Source organism: Streptomyces sp. BR123, assembly GCF_013401435.1.
Lineage (GTDB): Bacteria > Actinomycetota > Actinomycetes > Streptomycetales > Streptomycetaceae > Streptomyces.
Window position 1 is genome coordinate 51,214 of sequence record NZ_JACBGN010000004.1, and the last position, 18,486, is coordinate 69,699.

An 18,486-nucleotide genomic window follows, 5' to 3' on the forward strand; every position below is an offset into this window, starting at 1 on the left:
TCGGTGAGTTAGTGCTGAAAGCCATGAAAGACACGATCAGTCATCATCTCGCCCGGGCCGCGGCGCAAAACCCCGATGAAAAAGCGTTTACTCTGGTGGACTTCAGCACCGATCGTGACGGAGCCTACAGCTGTCTGACGTGGCGCCAGCTGGAGCAGCGGGTACGTACCCTCGCGGCGGTCCTGCGTCACGGCGGCGCGGCCGGCGAGCGGGTGGCGGTCATGGGTCCGCAGAACCTCGACTACGTCGTCGGCTTCCTCGCGGCCACGTGCGCCGGTGCGATCGCCGTTCCCCTTTTCCCCCCGGCCCTGCCGGGCCATGCGGAGAAACTGGCCGCCGCGCTCGCCGACGCCGACCCGGTGCTCGCCCTCACCAGCCCCGACTCGCTGCAGACCGCGGAGAAGTTCTGCGCCAACCAGGACGGCCTCCGCGTGCGTGTCGCCACCGAGGAGGACCTGCTTTCGGGTTGGGCGGCACAGGCCGAGCCGACGGACGGTGAGCCCTCTCATCCGCGCCCCGAGGACTGCGCCTACCTGCAGTACACCTCGGGTTCCACCCGCATGCCGTCCGGCGTGGAGATCTCCCACGCCAACGTCTGCGCCAACGCACGCCAGGCGCTGAAGGCTTACGACATCCGAGCCGGGCGCAACTGCACCGTCGGCTGGCTTCCGCTGTACCACGACATGGGACTCGTGCTGGCGATCGTGCTTCCTGTCGTCGGCCGCGTCCACTCCGTGCTCATGGATCCGCTGTCCTTCGTACAACAGCCCGTCCGGTGGCTGCGGCTGCTCAGCGAATACCCGGGTGCGCTCACCGCCGCCCCCAACTTCGCGTACGACTACTGTGCGCGCCGCGTCACCGACGAGGAGCGCGCGACGCTGTCGCTGGGATCGGTCGCCGCCATGGTCAACGGCAGTGAACCCATCGCCGAGAAGACGCTCCAGCGGTTCCAGCAGGCCTTCGCCCCGGTCGGCGCGCTCCCCACGGCGATGCGCCCGTCCTACGGGCTGGCCGAGGCGACGGTGTTCGTCTCCGCCTCACCTGCCGGTGTGGAACCGACCGTCACCTCCTTCGACCGTGACGCGCTGGCGGCCGGCACCGCCCGGCCCGCCGAGGGCACCGACGGACGGGCCGTGACCCGCCTGGTCGGCTGCGGGCGGCCCACCGACCAGGAGGCCGCCATCGTCGACCCGGTCGGCCTCGTCCGGCTGGAGGACGGGAGCGTGGGCGAGATCTGGCTGCGCGGCCCCAACGTCGGACGCGGCTACTGGGGACGCCCGGAACAGAGCGAGGCCACCTTCCGCGCCACCCTCCGCGGCGACAACCCGGACGAGGGGACGCATCACTGGTTGCGCACGGGAGACCTCGGCCTGTGGCACGACGAACACCTCTACATCACCGGTCGCATGAAGGACCTCGTGATCATCGACGGGACCAACCACTATCCGCAGGACATCGAGCACACCGTCGAGAACGCCCACCCGGCGATCCGCCGCCATCACACCGCGGCGTTCTCCGTCCCCGGTGATGACGGAGAACGCCTGGTCGTCGTCGCCGAGCACGCCCGTGACCTCGCGGAGCCCCACAGGGTCCAGGACGAGGCGACACGCGCCGTACGCGTGGCGGTGTCCGCCGGTCACGCCATCGCGATGCACGACTTCGTCCTCGCCCAGCCCGGCACCGTACCCCACACCACCAGCGGGAAGGTCGCCCGCAGCGCCTGCCGCGAGCACTACCTCAGGGGTGCGTGGACCTCCGACCCCCACGTACAGAGGGAGACCGACGACGTATGAACCAGCCAGGCGGACACCAGGAGTCGGTCGAGGACAACGCCCAGGCCACCACCTCCACCACGGATGGCCGCTCCGGATCGGGCGTTGCAGAACTGCGAAACGTACTGGTGCAGTTGGTCTCGGACATCAGCGGTATCGCGCCGGAACAACTCGACCACGGCCGGCCTCTGGCGGAGTACGGCCTCACCTCCCGAGACGCCGTCGGACTGACCGGCGAACTGGAGAAGCTGCTCGACCGATCACTGTCCGCCACGCTGCTGTGGGAGCACCCCACCATCGAACAACTCGTCGCCACCCTGACGGAGGCCGACCGGGCCGCTGCCGCGCAGCCGGACCGGCAGCCCCGTGCCACCGACGAGGCAGCCTCCACCGCCAGCGCCGACGACGGTGCGATCGCCATCGTCGGCATCGGCTGCCGTCTGCCCGGCAACGTACACGGGCCGGACGCGTTCTGGCAGCAGCTCACGACGGGAACGGACGCGGTCGGCCAGGTGCCCGAAGGCCGCTGGCCGAACTTCGCCGGCACAGCGCCCGACGTCACGGCCCTGATGGAAGCCACCACCCGGTGGGGCGCCTTTCTCGACGACATCGAGGGATTCGACGCCAAGTTCTTCGGCATCACACCCCACGAGGCCGAAGTCATGGATCCCCAGCAACGGCTGGTGCTCGAAGTCATCTGCGAGGCCCTGGACGACGCGGGGGTACCCGCCCACGCCCTGCAGGCCACCCCCACCGGCGTCTTCGTCGGCCTGAGCGCCCTCGAGTACGGGCATCTGACCACCTCGGACCCCGCGCGACTGACCCCGTGGACCAGCACCGGATCCGCCGGCAGCATCGTCGCCAACCGCGTGTCCTACCTGCTCGACCTCCGCGGCCCCAGCATCACCACCGACACGGCCTGTTCGTCGTCGCTCGTGGCCGTGCACCTGGCCTGCCGCAGCCTGCGCAGCCGGGAGTGCGACACGGCACTGGCCGCAGGAGTCAACCTGCTCCTGTCCCCAGCGGTCACGGCCTCGCTCGAACAGGCCGGCCTGCTGGCCGCGGACGGCAGGTGCAAACCCTTCGACGCCGCGGCGGACGGAATCACCCGCGGTGAGGGATGCGGCGTCGTCGTGCTCAAGCGGCTCGCCGACGCCCGGCGCGACGGCGACCGGGTCCTCGCCGTCATCAGGGGCACCGCCGTGAACCAGGACGGCCGGTCGGCGGGCCTCATGGCACCCAACCCGGCAGCGCAGGAAGCGCTGCTGCGCGACGCCCTGCGCGACGCACGCATCGACGCGGCCGACGTCGACTACGTCGAGGCGCACGGCACGGGCACCCTGCTGGGGGACCCCATCGAGGCGACCGCCCTCGGAGCGGTCGTCGGACATGGCAGGCATCCCGACCGGCCCCTGCTGATCGGATCCGTCAAGAGCAATATGGGCCACCTCGAAGGCGCGGCCGGCATCATCGGCCTGATCAAGACCGTGCTGGCCCTGCACCACGGCCATATCCCGGTCAGCCTGCACTTCCACAGCCCCAACCCCCACATCGACTTCGCCGAGCTGGGCCTGCGCGTGGTCACCGAACCGACAGCATGGCCCACGCCGGGGGACCGCCCGGGGCGCGCCGGTGTGTCCGCCTTCGGCTTCGGCGGCACGAACGCCCACGCCGTACTCGAGCAGGCGCCGCCGACCGCTGCGCATCCCGCGCAGACTGCGCGGGCCGACGACGAAGAGGCCGACCACCCGCACATCCTGGTGGTGTCGGCGCGTTCCTCGGACAGGCTCGCCGACGTGGCCGCGAGCCTGTCGCGATGGGTGGCCTCCGCCGACGCACCCGCCCTCACCGACATCGCCCACACGCTCGCCTCGCACCGCCGTGGCCCGTCCTGCGCCGCCGTCATCGCGCGGACCCGCTCCGAGATGGCTGCCGGGCTGGCCGCGCTGGCCCGGGGCGAGACGGTTCCGGGCGTGGTCGCCGCGTGCACCGACGCGCGGGGGGCGCAGTCGTTCACAGCGCGCCGACCGGTCTTCGTCTTCTCCGGTTACGGCTCACAGTGGGAGGGCATGGGGCGGCGCCTGCTGGCCGACGACGCTCTCTTCGCCGCCCAGGTGTCCGCGCTCGACACGAACTTCCTCGCGGAGACCGGCTCCTCACTGACCGACATGCTCATGTCCGATGCCGCCCGGACCGTGGACCGGATCCAGCCGCTGATCTTCGGACTCCAGCTGGCCCTGGCACGTACCATGCAGGGCTACGGCGTGGAACCCGCCGCCGTCATCGGCCACTCGATGGGCGAGGTCACAGCCGCCGTGGTCGCCGGCGCTCTCGACGAACGCGACGGACTGCGCGTCATCGCCCGCCGATCGGCCTACCTCGCCGTCCTCGAAGCCGAGAACGCCGGCGCGATGGCCGCGGTGGAGCTTCCGGTGCAGTCCCGTACGGCCATCCTCGGCCGCTTTCCCGGTGTCGAGGTCGCCGTCCACTCCTCGCCCCAACGCTGCACGGTGACCGGCCCGGCCCAAGCGGTGCGCGACCTGGTGGACCAGCTGACCGAGCAGGGTTGGCTCGCCCGACTGCTCGAGACCGGCGCTGCCGCACACTCGGTCCTGGTCGACCCCGTCCTGACGCCCCTGCGCGAAGACCTCGTCGACGTGCACCCGCACACGCCCACCACACCCTGGTACAGCACGGTCCTCGATGATCCCCGCGCAGGCACGGCAGCCGATACGGGCTACTGGTGCGCCAACGTCCGCCGCCCGGTGCGCCTGCAGCAGGCGGTGACGGCGGCAGCGGAGGACGGCCACACCCTGTTCCTGGAGATCTCGCCCCACCCCATCGTCCTCGTCCCGCTCGCGGAGAGCCTCGACGCCACCCCGGCGGGGGACCAGGCGCTGGTCGTCCCGACCCTGCACAAGAACACCGACGACACCGTTCAGCTACGGGCCGCACTGGCCAGACTGCACTTCGCCGGCGTCACGCTGGACCCCGGGCTGTGGCCCGCCGGTGCGCGCACCGCACTGCCCACACCCCCGTGGCGGCACGAACGTTTCTGGTTCCCCTGCCCCGCCCGATCGACCGAGGCCGGCGCCCATCCTCTGCTGGGGGGCCGCACCGACGACCCGAGGACCGGCGCCGTGCTGTGGCGGGGAGACGTCGGCACGCGCCGGCACGGCACCCGCAGCACGGTCCACGGCAGAGCGGTGCTGACCCTCGTCGAGGCGGCGGAGCTGATGATCGAAGCCGCCCTGGACCTGTGGGCCCGGGAGGGCGTCACCCACCTCGGCATCGAGGACCTGCAGATCCATGAGTGGCTCGCCATCTCCGGCAGCACCCCCCTGACCGCGGTGTGGGAACCGGCCTCCGGCACCCACGGAACCATCACCCTCCACGCCCGCGGCCCCGGCGCCACGTGGCGCTGCTACGCCTCGGCCCGCGTCACCCGCGACCCGGAACCCCAGGGCGGGCACGACCTCGAGTCGGAACCGGCGTCGGCCCTCGTCCGGCACTTCGTCCCCGAGGCCCCCCGGCCCCCCCACCGGTCGTCCTACGCACACGTTCTGACCGCCGTGCTGTGCCCGCAGAGCGCTGCGGACACACCACCGGGCAGCGACCGCGCCGTCGAGGCCGCCGCACACACCGTCCCGGTCGGCGTACGGTCCCTGCACATCAGGGGGCAGGGCGTCCTCGACCCCGGCTATGACATCCGCTGCACGCCCGTCGACGGCGCCGGCCCGGCGGAGGCAGGCATCGACCAGTGGCACGTCTCCGCCCGGGGCGCCACGAGCGAGATCGTCGCCCGGTTCGTCCAGATGCGGCCCGTCGAGCGGTGCGAAGTCCCCCGGTCCCTGGAGACGTTCACCTACGACATCCAGTGGGAGAAGTCCACCGTTCCCCTGCCGGCGCGGCATCTGCGACGTGCCCTGCTCGTCAGCGACGAACCGGACGCCGCGGGCGGTGCCACGGCCTCGCTCGTGGCGGCCCTGGAAGCCGAGGGCGTCGACGTCACGCCGACCGACGCCCGGGGCGAGACCTGCGACGCCGTACTCGACGCGTGGCTGGAGGCTCCGCAGGACGGCCCGAGCGCCGTAGTCCTGTTGTTCCAGCATCACGAACGCGACGACGACATGCGGCCACTGCACAGGGCGGCCCGGTTGGCGCGCCGCCTGGCCGGCACCCCGCGCCGGGAACCCCCGCGTCTGTGGATGGCCACCGTGCTGGCGCAGGCGACGGGGGCCGGGGAACCCGGGACGCCGTATCTCGCCTGCCTGCGTGGACTCGTCCGGGTCCTGGCGCTCGAACACCCTCATCTGCGGGCCTCGCTGGTGGACATCGACAAACAGCCCGGCGCGCTCGACGACCTCGCCCGCGAACTCCTCGCGGGCGGCGACGCGGACGAGATCGCCTGGAGGGCCGGCACACGCCTCACCGCCCATCTCGCCCGGGCCGACCTCAGCGCACAGCGCAACGACAAGGCGGCCTTCACCCGTCCCGACGGCGCGTACATCATCACCGGGGGCCTGACCGGACTGGGCCTGGCGACAGCGGGCCGGCTCGCCGAGCAGGGGGCCGGACGCGTCGTCCTCAACGGACGCCGTGCCCCGGGACCCGAGGCCCGGGCCGCCCTGGCCGAGCTGCAGGACCGGGGAACCTCCGTCGTCCTGGTCCAGGGGGACATCGCGGACCCGGAGGTGGCCGCGAACCTGGTGCGTGCCGCCCTCGCCGAGGGGCACACCCTGCGCGGCGTCGCGCACTGCGCCGGCGTCCTGCACGACCGTGTGATCACCGACCTCGAACCGGCGGACATCGACACGGTGCTGCGGCCGAAGGCCGTCGGAGCCCGCAACCTCGAGGCGGTCATCGCCGACCACGATCTGGACTGGTGGGTGATCTACAGCTCCGCCGCGGCACTTCTCGGCTCACCCGGACAGTCCGCCTACGCAGCCGCCAACGCCTGGCTCGACGCCGTGGCCCTCCGCCGCAGAGCGAGCGGCCTGCCCGCGATCTCCATCGCCTGGGGCCCGTGGGCGAACGTCGGCATGGTGGCCGGGAACCCGGTGTCGGCCCTGGAGCCCATCCAGACGAGCGAGGGACTGGACGTCCTTCAGGCACTCGCCACACTCAATCGCGCGCACGTGGGCGTCGTCCACCTCGACACGGAACGCGTGCTGGAGGCGTACCCCGGCCTGTCCGCCATCCCCTTCTTCTCCGACGTCCTCGGGGAAGGCCCACCCGGTGCCGACGACTGGGTGGGCCCCCACGGCATCGCGGATCTCGGCAGCTCCGCCGCGGACACGGTGTACGCACGCCTGGTCAGAAGAACGGCGGCCATCATGGGGTTCTCGGCCGCCGAACTGAGCGAGACGATCCCGCTGACCGAGCTGGGCCTGGACTCCCTGGTGGCGGTGCGCATCCGCAACGCGTTCCGCCAGGACTTCGGCATCGACCTGCCGGCTCCCCGGCTGCTGCGTGGTGCCAGCCTGCGTGAACTCGGCCGCGCGGTGCTCGAACAACTCGGTCTGGAGGCGACGGAGCCGACGGCCTCGAAGGCGCCCTACGACACACGGCAGGCCGATCCCTCCACACCCCCGCTGCCGAGCTTCCTCGGCCCCAGGGACGCCGCGGAGCGGCTGGTTGCGAGCGCCTGGGCCGAAGTCCTGCAACAAGCGCCCAAGGACATCCGGGAGGACTTCACCACCGCCGGCGGGGACCAGGCCGCCGCCGCGGCCGTGGCGGACGCCATTCGCCGGCGCCTCGGCGGCGACACCGAGTTGAGCCTGACGGCCGACGCCGTTCTCGCCCAGCGCACCGTCGCCGCCGTCGCCGAACTGATCCGTCCGGTCGTCAACCGAACCGGCCGGTCGGCAATCACCACCCTGCGCCCCCCGCTCGCCGGGTCGGAACGGCCCCCGCTGTTCACCTTCCATCCCGCCGGCGGCCCGACCTCGGTCTACCTGCCCCTGATCGGGCTGTTGCCGGCCGAACAGCCTGTGTACGGCCTGGAACGCGTCGACGAGTTGAGCACCATGGAGGACAAGGCGGCCCACTACCGCACACTCATCCGTGACCTCCAGCCGGAGGGGCCCTACCACCTGCTCGGCTGGTCCTTCGGAGGGTGTCTCGCCTACGAAGTGGCTCGTCAACTGAGGCAAGAAGGACAGGGCGTCGGGTTCCTCGGACTGATCGACACCATCCTGCCCCCCGCCTTGCCGCAATCGGAATCACCGGAGTTCCTGCTCGAGCGTTTCGGCCGTTTCGCCGAATACATCGAGAAGACGTACGGGCACCGCCTCGACCTGCCCTACGAAGAGCTGGCGGCCACCCCCGACGACCAGCAGATCGACGTGGTCATGCGTCTGGTCGCCGACGCGGGCCTCGACATGAGCCCAGGGATCATGGAGCACCAAAGGACCTCGTACGTCGATGCCCGCGTCGGCGAACGGTATGTCCCCCGTCCCCAGGAGGGCCACGTGGTCCTCTACCGGGCCAGGCAACCGCAGCAGCTCACCGCCGCTCTGGACCCGCGCTACCTCCGGCAGGACGCCGACCTCGGGTGGGCGCCCCTGTGCCAGACCCTGGAGATCGTCCCCGTCGAGGGCGACCACCTTTCCGTCATCGATCCTCCCCACGTGCAGACCATTGCGCAGCACGTCGCCCGCGCCATGGGGTGGCCGGCCCGATGATCGGTGCACCGCGCCTGTTCCGTGGGGCCCACCTGCGGAACAGGCGCAACCGCTCCTCACCCGTCCGACACCGGGCCTGCGAGTCGGTGACGCCGAGCCCGGTACGGGCCGCAGCGCACGCATCGTCATCACAGTGAGTGACGGGCGTTTGCGGGGAAAGGCCGATCCGCAGGCCTCGCGCTTTCGTGGAGCGGCCCGTCGAACAGGTGGTCAGCAAAGCAGGAAATACCTCTGGCCAGCGAGAATGAAGGCCGAGATCCCGTTCCCGCTCCCGTCGGAGGCACTTTTGCTGCTCCGATCGAGTGACACGGCGACCTGAAGCTTGTGGCATATGCCGGTCCTTGCGTTACTGGACGTATTCCAACCACTGGGCAGCCCGTACCGCTCGGGAAACGTGGTACCGGGGTTGACTGTCCCCTCCACACGTGGGGAGGGTCGCAGGTTCGCCGGGATCACGATGGGCATCCCGAGGGGGGTTGGATCGCCAGTCGGTGCCGCTTGCGCGGTGCCGACTGGCCTGTTTTCTGCCGACCTGGCAGAGCGAACAGTTCCGGGTTCGGTGGAGAATCAAACGCGTGCAAGGGTTCGCGTCACCGCATGACCTTCCTCCTGCTCGCTTGAGCTCCCTCGACGTGCCGTGCGCCGAACCCGGTGCGTTTCGGAGATCGATGGCGTACGCCGGTGGCATTCAAGCGCCCGCTGTGGCGCGCTCAGCCAACCAAGTGCCTTCATTGACGCCTTGTCGGCGATATGGCCCTGTGGGTTACTTGAATCAGCGAACCGGTGGGCCGCCCATCCCATGGCCGGGGATCACGATAGAGGGCGGTGTCTGCCGGTTCTTCCTTTGTGCTCCTACGAGGGAACTCCGTTGACCCGGCGGCACGGTTCAGCCGTCCGTCCTCCCGTGAGGGCCTTCCGCGAAGGTCGGCCCGGCGGCCCCCCGGTTCCGCTGTGTCCTCTGGCCCCGTCATGTCAGCGAGGAGTCTCTCCATGCCCATCTCTCCGAACCAGGGATCCACCGGCGGCGGCACACTGGTGACCATCACCGGTGCGAACCTGTCCGGCACCACCGACGTCACCTTCGGCACCAAGCCCGCCACCAACGTCACCAACGTCTCGCCGACGCAGGTCACGGCCGTGTCGCCCTCGGGCACCGGCAGCGTCGGGGTGACCGTGACCACCGCGGGTGGCACGAGCAACCCGATCCCGTTCTTCTACGTCGGAGCCCCGTTCAAGTCCACGCTCCAGCCGACCTCCGGCGCCCTCGCGGGCGGCAACACGGTCACGCTCAACGGTGTCGGGCTGGCGACCGCCACCGGTGTGGCCTTCGGCGCCAACACCGCCACGCCGACGGTCCTCTCCGACACCCAGCTGACCGTCACCGTGCCGGCGGGCGCAGCGGCGGGCCCCGTCGGAGTGACCGTGACCACCGCGGGCGGGACGCACAACGGTCTGTCCTACACCTACGTGGACGTCCCCACGGTGACCGCTGTCACGCCGACCTCCGGACCGACGTCCGGCGGTACCGGTGTGACCATCACCGGCACCAACCTCGGCACCACCGAGTCGGTCACCTTCGACGGCAACCCGGCACCGTTCTCCGTGGTGAACTCCACCACGGTCTCGGCGGTGACCCCGCCCGGGGCCGCCGGCGCAGTCGACGTGGTGGTGACCAACCCGGCGGGCTCCGTCACGGCCACCGACGCGTTCACCTACGTCGCGGCTCCCGGCATCTGACCCTCGACCATGCTGCCGCCCGGTCTTCACCGGGCGGCAGCCCGAGCGGTACTTCCCGCGCCTGTCCGCCCTCCGGCCACATGATCCCCGGTGGGCGGACACCCTCCATCCGCCGAAGTCCCAGATGCGGCGGTTCCCCCGGGGCCGGACCGGCATCCGCGTCAACCCGGGGTTCGTCCAGGCTGCCGTAGGAGCATCCTCATGCCGCCCACGATCAACACCATCAATCCCTCGCAAGGTCCCACCACCGGTGGTACCACCGTCACCCTCGCCGGCACCGGAATGACGGGGTCCACCGCCGTACGGTTCGGCAGCACCAACGCCACCTCCTTCACCGTCAACTCGGCCACCCAGATCACGGCGGTGAGCCCGCCCCACGCCGCGGGTACGGTGGCGGTGACCGTCGTCCATCCGACCGGCACCAGCAACTCGGTGACGTTCGTGTATGCAGCGGCGCAGGTGCCGGTGGTCACGGACATCGCGCCCAACAACGGTCCGACGTCGGGCGGCACCAGTGTCACCCTCACGGGGACGGGGTTCACCGGGGCCACGGCGGTGAGGTTCGCCGGGGTCCCGGCGACGTCGTTCACGGTGAACTCGGCGACCCAGATCACCGCCGTGACACCTGCCGGAAGTGCCGGAGCCGCCGCCGTGACCGTCACGACACCGAATGGCACCAGCGCCCCGGGCGCCTTCTTCTACGTAGCGCCTCCCGTCCTGAACAGTGCCGGCCCCGCCCAGGGCCCGACGGCCGGAGGCGCGGTGGTCACACTGACCGGGAGCAACCTGCTCAATGCCACTACCGTACGGTTCGGCAGCACCGACGCCGCCTCTTTCACCGTGGTGTCGGCGACGCAGATCACGGCCACCGCTCCGCCGGGGACGGGCAGTTCACCGATCACGGTGATCACCTCGGGCGGCACGAGCAACCCCGTCGCCTTCACCTATGTCGCCGCACCCGCCCTGACAGCACTGGTGCCCGCTGCCGGTCCGACGTCCGCGGGCACCGTGGTGACCCTCACCGGCACGAACCTGGCCACCGCCAAGGCCGTCACCTTCGGGGGTACGGCCGTCTCGTTCACCGTCGTGTCGGACACACAGATCACGGGGGTCGCACCCGCGGGACCTGCAGGTCCGGTCACTGTGACCGTCACCACAGCGGGTGGCACCAGCCCCGGGCTGACCTACACCCGGAAGGCCCCGCCCGGCATCTGACACCCGGACAGCGGGAAAAGAGGCGCCCCACACACCTCGTACAGCCCCTCGTACCGCGCCCGCACTCGTCTGCCCGACGACCGGTTCGGGCGGTGATCCAACCAGGCTACTTGTGCGCGCCGCCTTCCCGGAAGGCAAAGAGGTCGCCATAACGTGAAGCTCCACGGCGCCGGCAACCCGCCGGCCCGCGACAGAACGAGGAGTTGAACCGGTGAGGATCACACGAGGAAGAACGAGACTGGTCGTCGTCACAGCCCTGGCTGCCGTGCTGGGCCTGGGCTCGCCCGCCTGGGCCGTACCGTCGAGCACCACGGTGACGGCCACTCCGCAGTCCGCCGCGGTGGGCGCTCCGGTGCACCTGGTGGCCACGGTCGACTGCCCTTCCGACCCCGCCGGCGGGCTCGGCGTGACGTTCTTCGACGGCAGCGACCTGCTCGGCACCGTGCCCGTGCAGGCCAACGGCCAGGCCGGCTACATCGCCACGTTCGCCACCACCGGCTCGCACAGCATCACCGCCGCCTACAACGGCAACGCGGATTGCGACGCCTCCCACAGCACCACGGTCGTCCAGGTCACGTCCGCCCCGACGCTGCCCACCCCCGGATTCTGTTTCCTCGTCTGCAGCGGGCCGATCAACTTCTCCGTCGGCGACATCAACAACACCGTCACCATCTCCGGGCGCAAGTACGGGGCCCAGGTGCAGCGACACCTCCGCTAGTGTCCTGCGCCGGGAATCCGTTGGACCAGTAGGCTGCCGCCATGGTCGGGGACTGCACGTCGTTCGGCTCTGACAAGACTTTCGCAGCCGTTGATCGTCTTCTCGGTTCCGGCCCTGGTGGGTGGCCCGTCGGGGCAGGCCGGTGGAGCACGCGCCGAGTTGACGGCGCTGTTTCCCCTGGTCTCCGTGCTGGCCGAGGCGCCGGAGACAGGCAGTACTACGAGAAACGGACTGCTCCCGGACCACGTTCGCCGCGCAGCCCCGGGCTGACGGTGCTACAGCGGCGTACGTGCCCGGTGCCGCAGAAGGTGATCGCGGCGGTCGCGTCGGCTCCGGCCGGGAGAGCCGGGGCCCGGCTGCTCCTCCCCTGCACCAGCCCTGTCGTGGGCGAGCGTGCCGACCCGCTTGCCACGCATCCCGAGCGCCCTGACGGCCCGGCAGCGTCCCCGTCCCGGTGCCGAGGCGGTCCGCGGGACGGCGCGCCCGGCTGCGCGCATCCGGTGGTTGACGTGCATCACGCGCGTGAATCAGACACGGCTGTCCGGCGTTGCCGCCGGCTACGGGCCGGAGCCGTCCATTTGACAGCCCCGCAGCCCTGCCGGCGCTGTGCGGCTGTACGGGCTACCGGCCTCCGTTGAACGGAGTGTCTGATGGTGACGACCAGCGCATTTCGTCATGCTCCCGGCTGTGTGGGTCACTTTTCTGAAGTACGCAAGAACGTATCTGGTGTGCCTCTGGCTCGCCGCCGCTCTCCTCTCGACCGAGGCGCACGCGGCTGAGCGGAGACCGGACGGCGCGGCCGGGCCTCACCACGCAGAGGCCCGTGTCACTGCCGTGAAAGTCATCGACGACCGAATCCGCGATCTCACGGTCCGTTCCCCGGCAATGGGAATGTCGATCCCGGTCCGCGTCATCCTTCCCGCGAGCTGGGACAGAAAGCCGAAAGCCACCTTTCCGGTTCTCTACATGTTCCACGGTGGAGACGACGACTACACGTCCTGGGTGCGCGAGACGGACGTGGAAGAGTTGGCCAAGGACTCCGACGTGCTCATCGTCATGCCGGACGCCGGAAGGGCCGGCTACTACAGCGACTGGTTCGCCGGTGCGCCCCGCTGGGAAACCTTTCACACCGGCGAACTCGTGAGGCTCATGGAGAAGAAGTACCGTGCGGGCCCCTCACGAGCCGTCGTGGGACTGTCCATGGGCGGCTTCGGCGCCCTCAACTACGCGGCGCACAACCGGGGGATGTTCCGTTACGTGGCCTCGATGAGTTCTTACGTGGATCTGAACGATCCTGCCGTGCGTCTGGAGCTCTCACTCGGCACCTGGAGGGAGGGCATCGACATCAAGGAAGTGTGGGGTGATCCGGTGGACAACGCCGACGTCTGGCAGTCCCACAACCCCGCTGCCATGCCCGGTTCTTTCCGCGGAACGCATGTCCATCTGTCCGCGGGCAGCAGCAAGCCCGGACCGTTGGACACGGGACGCCCACGCAATGTGCTGCTGGTGAGCGTGCTGGGCGAGGCACCGCTGTCGAAGCAGACCAAGAGCTTCGCGCGCTCGCTCCGCTCGGCGGGTGTCGACGTCACGACGCACGTGTACACACCGGGGACGCATTCCTGGCCGTACTGGCAGAACGAGTTGCACGCCATCTGGCCGACGGTCATGAAGTCACTCGGGTAGCGGTTCCATGCGGACAGTGGTGATCTTCGCCGCGGGATCCCGCGGCGACGTCCAGCCCTGCCTGGCCCTGGGACGAGCACTGCTCCGTCGGGGCGACAGGGTGAGGATCCTGGCCAGCGTCCGCTATGGGCGGCTGATCGCCGACGCGGGCCTGGACCTCCATCCCCTTCCGGTCGACCCCGCGGAGATCATCGAGTCCGCCGAGGGGCAGGAACTCCTCGCCGGACGACGGAACCCGGTGGCGTTCATCCGCCGCATGGACCGGGTCCTGCGGCCCTGCATCATGCCGATGCTGGAGGAGACGCAGGCCGGTGCGGAAGGAGCCGACCTGGTTCTGGCGCCGACCTTCAGCTTCCTCGGCGTTCACCTGAGCCAGTACCTCCAGGTCCCGCACGCGGTCGTCCACTTCCAGCCGAGCCAGCCCACGAAGGCCTTCCCGCACCCGTTCGCACCGGCTGCACGGATGCTGGGGGGCGTGGGCAACCGGCTCAGTTACGGCGCGGTCGACCTCGGGTCCTGGATGGTGTTCCGGCGGTTCGTCAACGCATGGCGCCGGGAGAGCCTCGGCCTCCCGGCGCTCTCACTGTCGGCCCCCTTCCGGCAGGTTCGCCAAGCCCCCGTGCTGTGTGCGTTCAGCCCGACGGTCGTACCGCGGCCGTCCGACTGGGGACCGAACGTCCACGTCACCGGCTTCTGGCACCATGACCAGCCGCTGTGGAAGCCCTCACGGCGACTGCTTTCCTTCCTGGCCGACGGCCCCCCGCCCGTCTACGTCGGATTCGGCAGCATGAGGACCGGCGACCCCAAGGCGACCGACGCCCTCGTGCGGACGGCCCTGCGTCGGGCGAACCTGCGCGGAGTGCTGCCAGGGGACCCTGCCACCAGCGAGGACGACGTCCTCGTGGTCGGCGACACCCCCCACGACTGGCTGTTTCCCCGGATGGCCGCTGTGGTCCACCACGGCGGGGCGGGGACGACGGCCTCGGCACTGCGCGCCGGAAGACCGTCCCTGGTCTGTCCCTTCTTCGGAGACCAGCCCTACTGGGCCGCACGGGTGCACGAGCTCGGCGCGGGGCCCGCGCCCCTGCCGGTCCGGGAGCTCACCGTTGCCGCCCTCGCCCAGCGCCTGCAGGCCCTCACCCGGCACGCTTCCTACGCCGAGGCCGCGCGTCGGCTCAGCCGGGCGCTGGAAGCCGAGGACGGCATCGCTCGGGCCTGCCAGGTCCTGGAGCGGTACGGGGTCGGCTCCGGGTGATCACGGGTGATCAAGACGTCCTCGAACGCTCCCGTCGTCGAATCGCGGTGGCCGGGCCCGACGTGCGGACCGTCCCGGTCGGCAGCGCCGCCCCGGCCTGCGAGACGACGGAGCGGCAATATGTGCTTGATCGCGACTTATGCGGCATTTAATATCTGCCGGGAGGTGAACGCTGCGAGGCCCGAGCACCGTGCCACCGTCCGGAAGCGAGGTGTGGAGCGCGTGCACACGAGGTGCGGCTGCCGGCCGGTTCCGGGTCACAGGGGGAGTCGCAGGGGGACGCGCTGGCTGCGGGCGTTCGCCGTACTGCCGTTGCTGGCGTCGGTGCTCGCCGCGTGCGGCGGTGACGAGGGCTCCGGCAGGCCCACTCTCAACTGGTACAACTTCCCCGACGACTCCGGTGCGCTCCAGAAGGCGGCCGACCGGTGCAGCCAGGCGTCGGGCGGCCGCTACAGGATCAGCTACAACAAGCTCCCGCGGGCCGCGGACGGCCAGCGCCAGCAGCTCGTACGCAGACTCGCCGCCGAGGACGACTCGCTCGACATCCTGGGCCTGGACGTCACCTGGGCGGCGGAGTTCGCCGAGGCGCGCTGGATCCGGGAATGGACGGGGGCGGCGAAGCGGCAGGCCGTCGAGGGCACCCTGCGCGTACCGCTGCAGACCTCGACCTGGAAAGGCAAGCTGTACGCAGTCCCGTACAACACCAACACCCAGCTCCTGTGGTACCGCAAGGACCTGGCGCCCACCCCGCCCAGGACCTGGGCCGAGATGCTGGACATGGCCGGCGCCCTCGCACGGCAGGGCAAACCGCACTTCGTGGAGATCCAGGGCGCCCAGTACGAGGGCCTGACCGTGTGGTTCAACACGCTGGTCAACAGTGCGGGCGGCTCCATCCTCAACGCGAGCGCGACCGGGCCTTCCCTCGGCCCTCCTGCCGTGCGGGCCGCGGGGATCATGCGTGAACTGGCGAACTCCCCGGCCGCTGACCCCTCCCTGCCCAACCAGATGGAGGACCAGAACCGCCTCGCCATGGAGTCGGGGACGGCGGCGTTCGAGCTCAACTACCCGTTCGTCTATCCGTCGATGAAGGCGAACGACGCCGAGCTGTTCAAGAACTTCCGCTGGGCGCCGTACCCCCGGGTCGACGCGAACCGTCCGGCACGGCCCACCATCGGCGGCATCGATCTGGCTGTGAGCGCGTACTCGCGCCACCCCGACCTGGCCTTCGAGGCGGCGCTGTGCCTGCGCAACCGGGAGAACCAGCTCACCGCCGCGATCGAGGGCGGTCTGCCGCCCACCCTGCGCGCCCTGTACGACGAGCCCGCGTTCAGGAAGGAGTACCCCTTCTCCGAGGCGGTGCTGGCCGCCCTGGAGTCGGCGAGCGTGCGCCCGCTCACTCCGGCCTACCAGAACGTGTCGATCGCGGTTTCCCACACGCTGTCCCCGCCGGCCGGGATCGAACCGGAGAGGTCCGTCGACACCATCAGGCAGCAGATCGACGATGCCCTGCGATCCGAGGGTGTGATCCCGTGAACCACCTCCTCCCGCCCCAGCCCGACAGCCGGCGCCGCAGCGCGCCGGCCTCGTCCCGGGGCGGCCCGACATGAGCACGCGAGCGCAACCGGCCGGAACCCTGCCGCCCCCCGCGGCGAGCACGCAGCAGGCGGGGCCGGACCGGGCGGCACTCTCGGCGGGCGCCAGGCAGGAGAGGCGGCTCGGCTGGCTGCTCTGCGCGCCCGCGGTCGTCGTCATGATCGCCGTGACCGCCTACCCCGTCGGGTACGCCGTCTATCTGTCTCTCCAGCGGTACGACCTGCGCTTTCCCGGACGAGCGGAGTTCGTGGGCCTGAGCAACTACGGGGCGGTGCTGTCCTCCCCGTTCTGGTGGGACGCCTTTTGGGTCACCCTGTTCATCACCGCCGTGTCCGTGGCGATCGAACTGGTCCTCGGCATGGGGCTCGCCCTGGTGATGCACCGCACGATCTTCTGGCGCGGCGTCGTTCGCACATCGGTCCTCGTGCCGTACGGGATCGTCACCGTGGTCGCCGCCTTCTCCTGGCAGTACGCCTGGACCCCGGACCTCGGATACCTCGCCGGGCTGTTGCCCAGCGGAGAGGCCCCGCTGACGGAGCACTGGCCCGCCCTCTGGCTGATCATCCTCGCCGAGGTGTGGAAGACGACGCCGTTCATGGCCCTGCTGCTGCTCGCGGGGCTCGCGCTGGTCCCCGAGGAGACCCTGAAGGCGGCCATGGTGGACGGTGCCACCGCCTGGCAGCGCTTCACCAAGATCATGCTGCCGCTGATGAAGCCGGCCATCCTGGTGGCACTGCTCTTCCGCACGCTGGACGCGTTCCGGATCTTCGACAACATCTACATCCTGACCGCCGGCGCCCAGGACACGGGCTCCCTGTCGATCCTCGGGTACGACAACCTGTTCACCGCGTTGAACCTGGGCATCGGGTCGGCGATCTCCGTTCTGATCTTCATCTGCGTCGGGATCATCGCCTTCACCTTCGTCAAAATGTTCGGCGCCGCCGCACCCGGCGCGGAGACGGAGCGCTGATGGCCGCGGCAGGAAGGACGCATGCCGCCCGATGGGGCGTCGTGAACGTGTTGGTGGTGCTGTACGCCCTGTTCCCGGTGTGGTGGATCGCCGCCCTGTCGTTCAAGGACCCCAGCACCCTCACGGACGGCGACTACATCCCCAGGGACTGGACCCTGGAGAACTACCGGGGCATCTTCGACACCTCCGAGTTCACCCGCGCCCTGATCAATTCGATCGGTATCGCCCTGATCGCCACGGTGATCGCGGTGGCGCTGGGCACCATGGCCGCCTACGCGGTGGCCCGGCTGCGCTTCCCCGGCAAGCAGGTGCTCATCGGCATGTCCCTGCTGATCGCCATGTTCCCGCCCATCTCCCTGGTGTCACCGCTGTTCGACATCGAGCGGATCGTGGGGATCTTCGACACCTGGGTCGGGCTGATCATCCCGTACACGGCCTTCTCCCTGCCGCTGGCGATCTACACCCTGGCGGCGTTCTTCCGGGAGATCCCCTGGGACCTGGAGAAGGCCGCCAAGGTCGACGGGGCGACGCCCGCGCAGGCCTTCCGGATGGTCATCGTGCCGCTGGCCGCGCCGGGCGTGTTCACCACGGCCATCCTCGTGTTCATCTTCTGCTGGAACGACTTCCTGTTCGCGATCTCGCTGACTTCCACCGAGTCGGCGCGCACAGTACCGGCCGCGATCGCGTTCTTCACCGGGAGCTCCCAGTTCCAGCAGCCCACGGGGTCGATCGCCGCCGCCGCCGTGGTCATCACCGTCCCGATCATCGTTTTCGTCCTGTTCTTCCAGCGGCGGATCGTCGCCGGACTGACCTCCGGGGCAGTCAAGGGGTGAACGGGCCGACCGCGTCAGACGGGC

Annotated in this window: 10 protein-coding genes; all 10 read left to right on the plus strand. The window is 70.3% G+C overall.

Annotation, left to right across the window (positions count from 1 at the left end):
- The first annotated feature begins 95 nt into the window (after nucleotides 1–95).
- The 10 genes from HYE82_RS01190 to HYE82_RS01235 all read left to right on the plus strand — a co-directional run bounded on the left by HYE82_RS01190 (nucleotide 96) and on the right by HYE82_RS01235 (nucleotide 18,462).
- On the plus strand, nucleotides 96–1,793 hold the full coding sequence (locus HYE82_RS01190) for a fatty acyl-AMP ligase (protein WP_369009797.1): 1,698 nt from the start codon (nucleotides 96–98) through the stop codon (nucleotides 1,791–1,793).
- Entirely contained in the window at nucleotides 1,790–8,458 is a 6,669-nt protein-coding gene (locus tag HYE82_RS01195) for a type I polyketide synthase (RefSeq protein WP_179171992.1), read from the plus strand. The genes HYE82_RS01190 and HYE82_RS01195 overlap by 4 nt, the downstream gene beginning before the upstream one ends.
- A 990-nt stretch (nucleotides 8,459–9,448) precedes the next feature.
- Entirely contained in the window at nucleotides 9,449–10,195 is a 747-nt protein-coding gene (locus HYE82_RS01200) for an IPT/TIG domain-containing protein (protein WP_179171993.1), read from the plus strand.
- Between the two features lie 201 nt (nucleotides 10,196–10,396).
- The gene (locus HYE82_RS01205; protein ID WP_179171994.1) at nucleotides 10,397–11,410 is read left to right on the plus strand and encodes an IPT/TIG domain-containing protein; all 1,014 of its coding nucleotides are present in this window, start codon (nucleotides 10,397–10,399) and stop codon (nucleotides 11,408–11,410) included.
- Between the two features lie 211 nt (nucleotides 11,411–11,621).
- Nucleotides 11,622–12,128 (plus strand): Ig-like domain-containing protein, encoded by a 507-nt coding sequence (locus HYE82_RS01210; RefSeq protein ID WP_179171995.1) that lies wholly within the window; start codon nucleotides 11,622–11,624, stop codon nucleotides 12,126–12,128.
- 726 nt (nucleotides 12,129–12,854) lie between these two features.
- Nucleotides 12,855–13,811 (plus strand): alpha/beta hydrolase family protein, encoded by a 957-nt coding sequence (locus tag HYE82_RS01215; protein WP_218782134.1) that lies wholly within the window; start codon nucleotides 12,855–12,857, stop codon nucleotides 13,809–13,811.
- 7 nt (nucleotides 13,812–13,818) lie between these two features.
- On the plus strand, nucleotides 13,819–15,066 hold the full coding sequence (locus HYE82_RS01220) for a glycosyltransferase (RefSeq protein WP_179171997.1): 1,248 nt from the start codon (nucleotides 13,819–13,821) through the stop codon (nucleotides 15,064–15,066).
- A 312-nt stretch (nucleotides 15,067–15,378) separates the two neighbouring features.
- Nucleotides 15,379–16,599, plus strand: coding sequence for an ABC transporter substrate-binding protein (locus HYE82_RS01225; RefSeq protein ID WP_256986811.1), 1,221 nt, complete (start codon nucleotides 15,379–15,381; stop codon nucleotides 16,597–16,599).
- A gap of 70 nt (nucleotides 16,600–16,669) precedes the next feature.
- Nucleotides 16,670–17,629 carry a carbohydrate ABC transporter permease gene (locus HYE82_RS01230; protein WP_256986812.1) on the plus strand — a complete coding sequence of 320 codons (960 nt, stop codon included), beginning with the start codon at nucleotides 16,670–16,672 and terminating at the stop codon, nucleotides 17,627–17,629.
- The gene (locus tag HYE82_RS01235) at nucleotides 17,629–18,462 is read left to right on the plus strand and encodes a carbohydrate ABC transporter permease (protein ID WP_179171998.1); all 834 of its coding nucleotides are present in this window, start codon (nucleotides 17,629–17,631) and stop codon (nucleotides 18,460–18,462) included. Before HYE82_RS01230 ends, HYE82_RS01235 begins: the two co-directional genes overlap by 1 nt.
- Nucleotides 18,463–18,486: the final 24 nt, after the last annotated feature.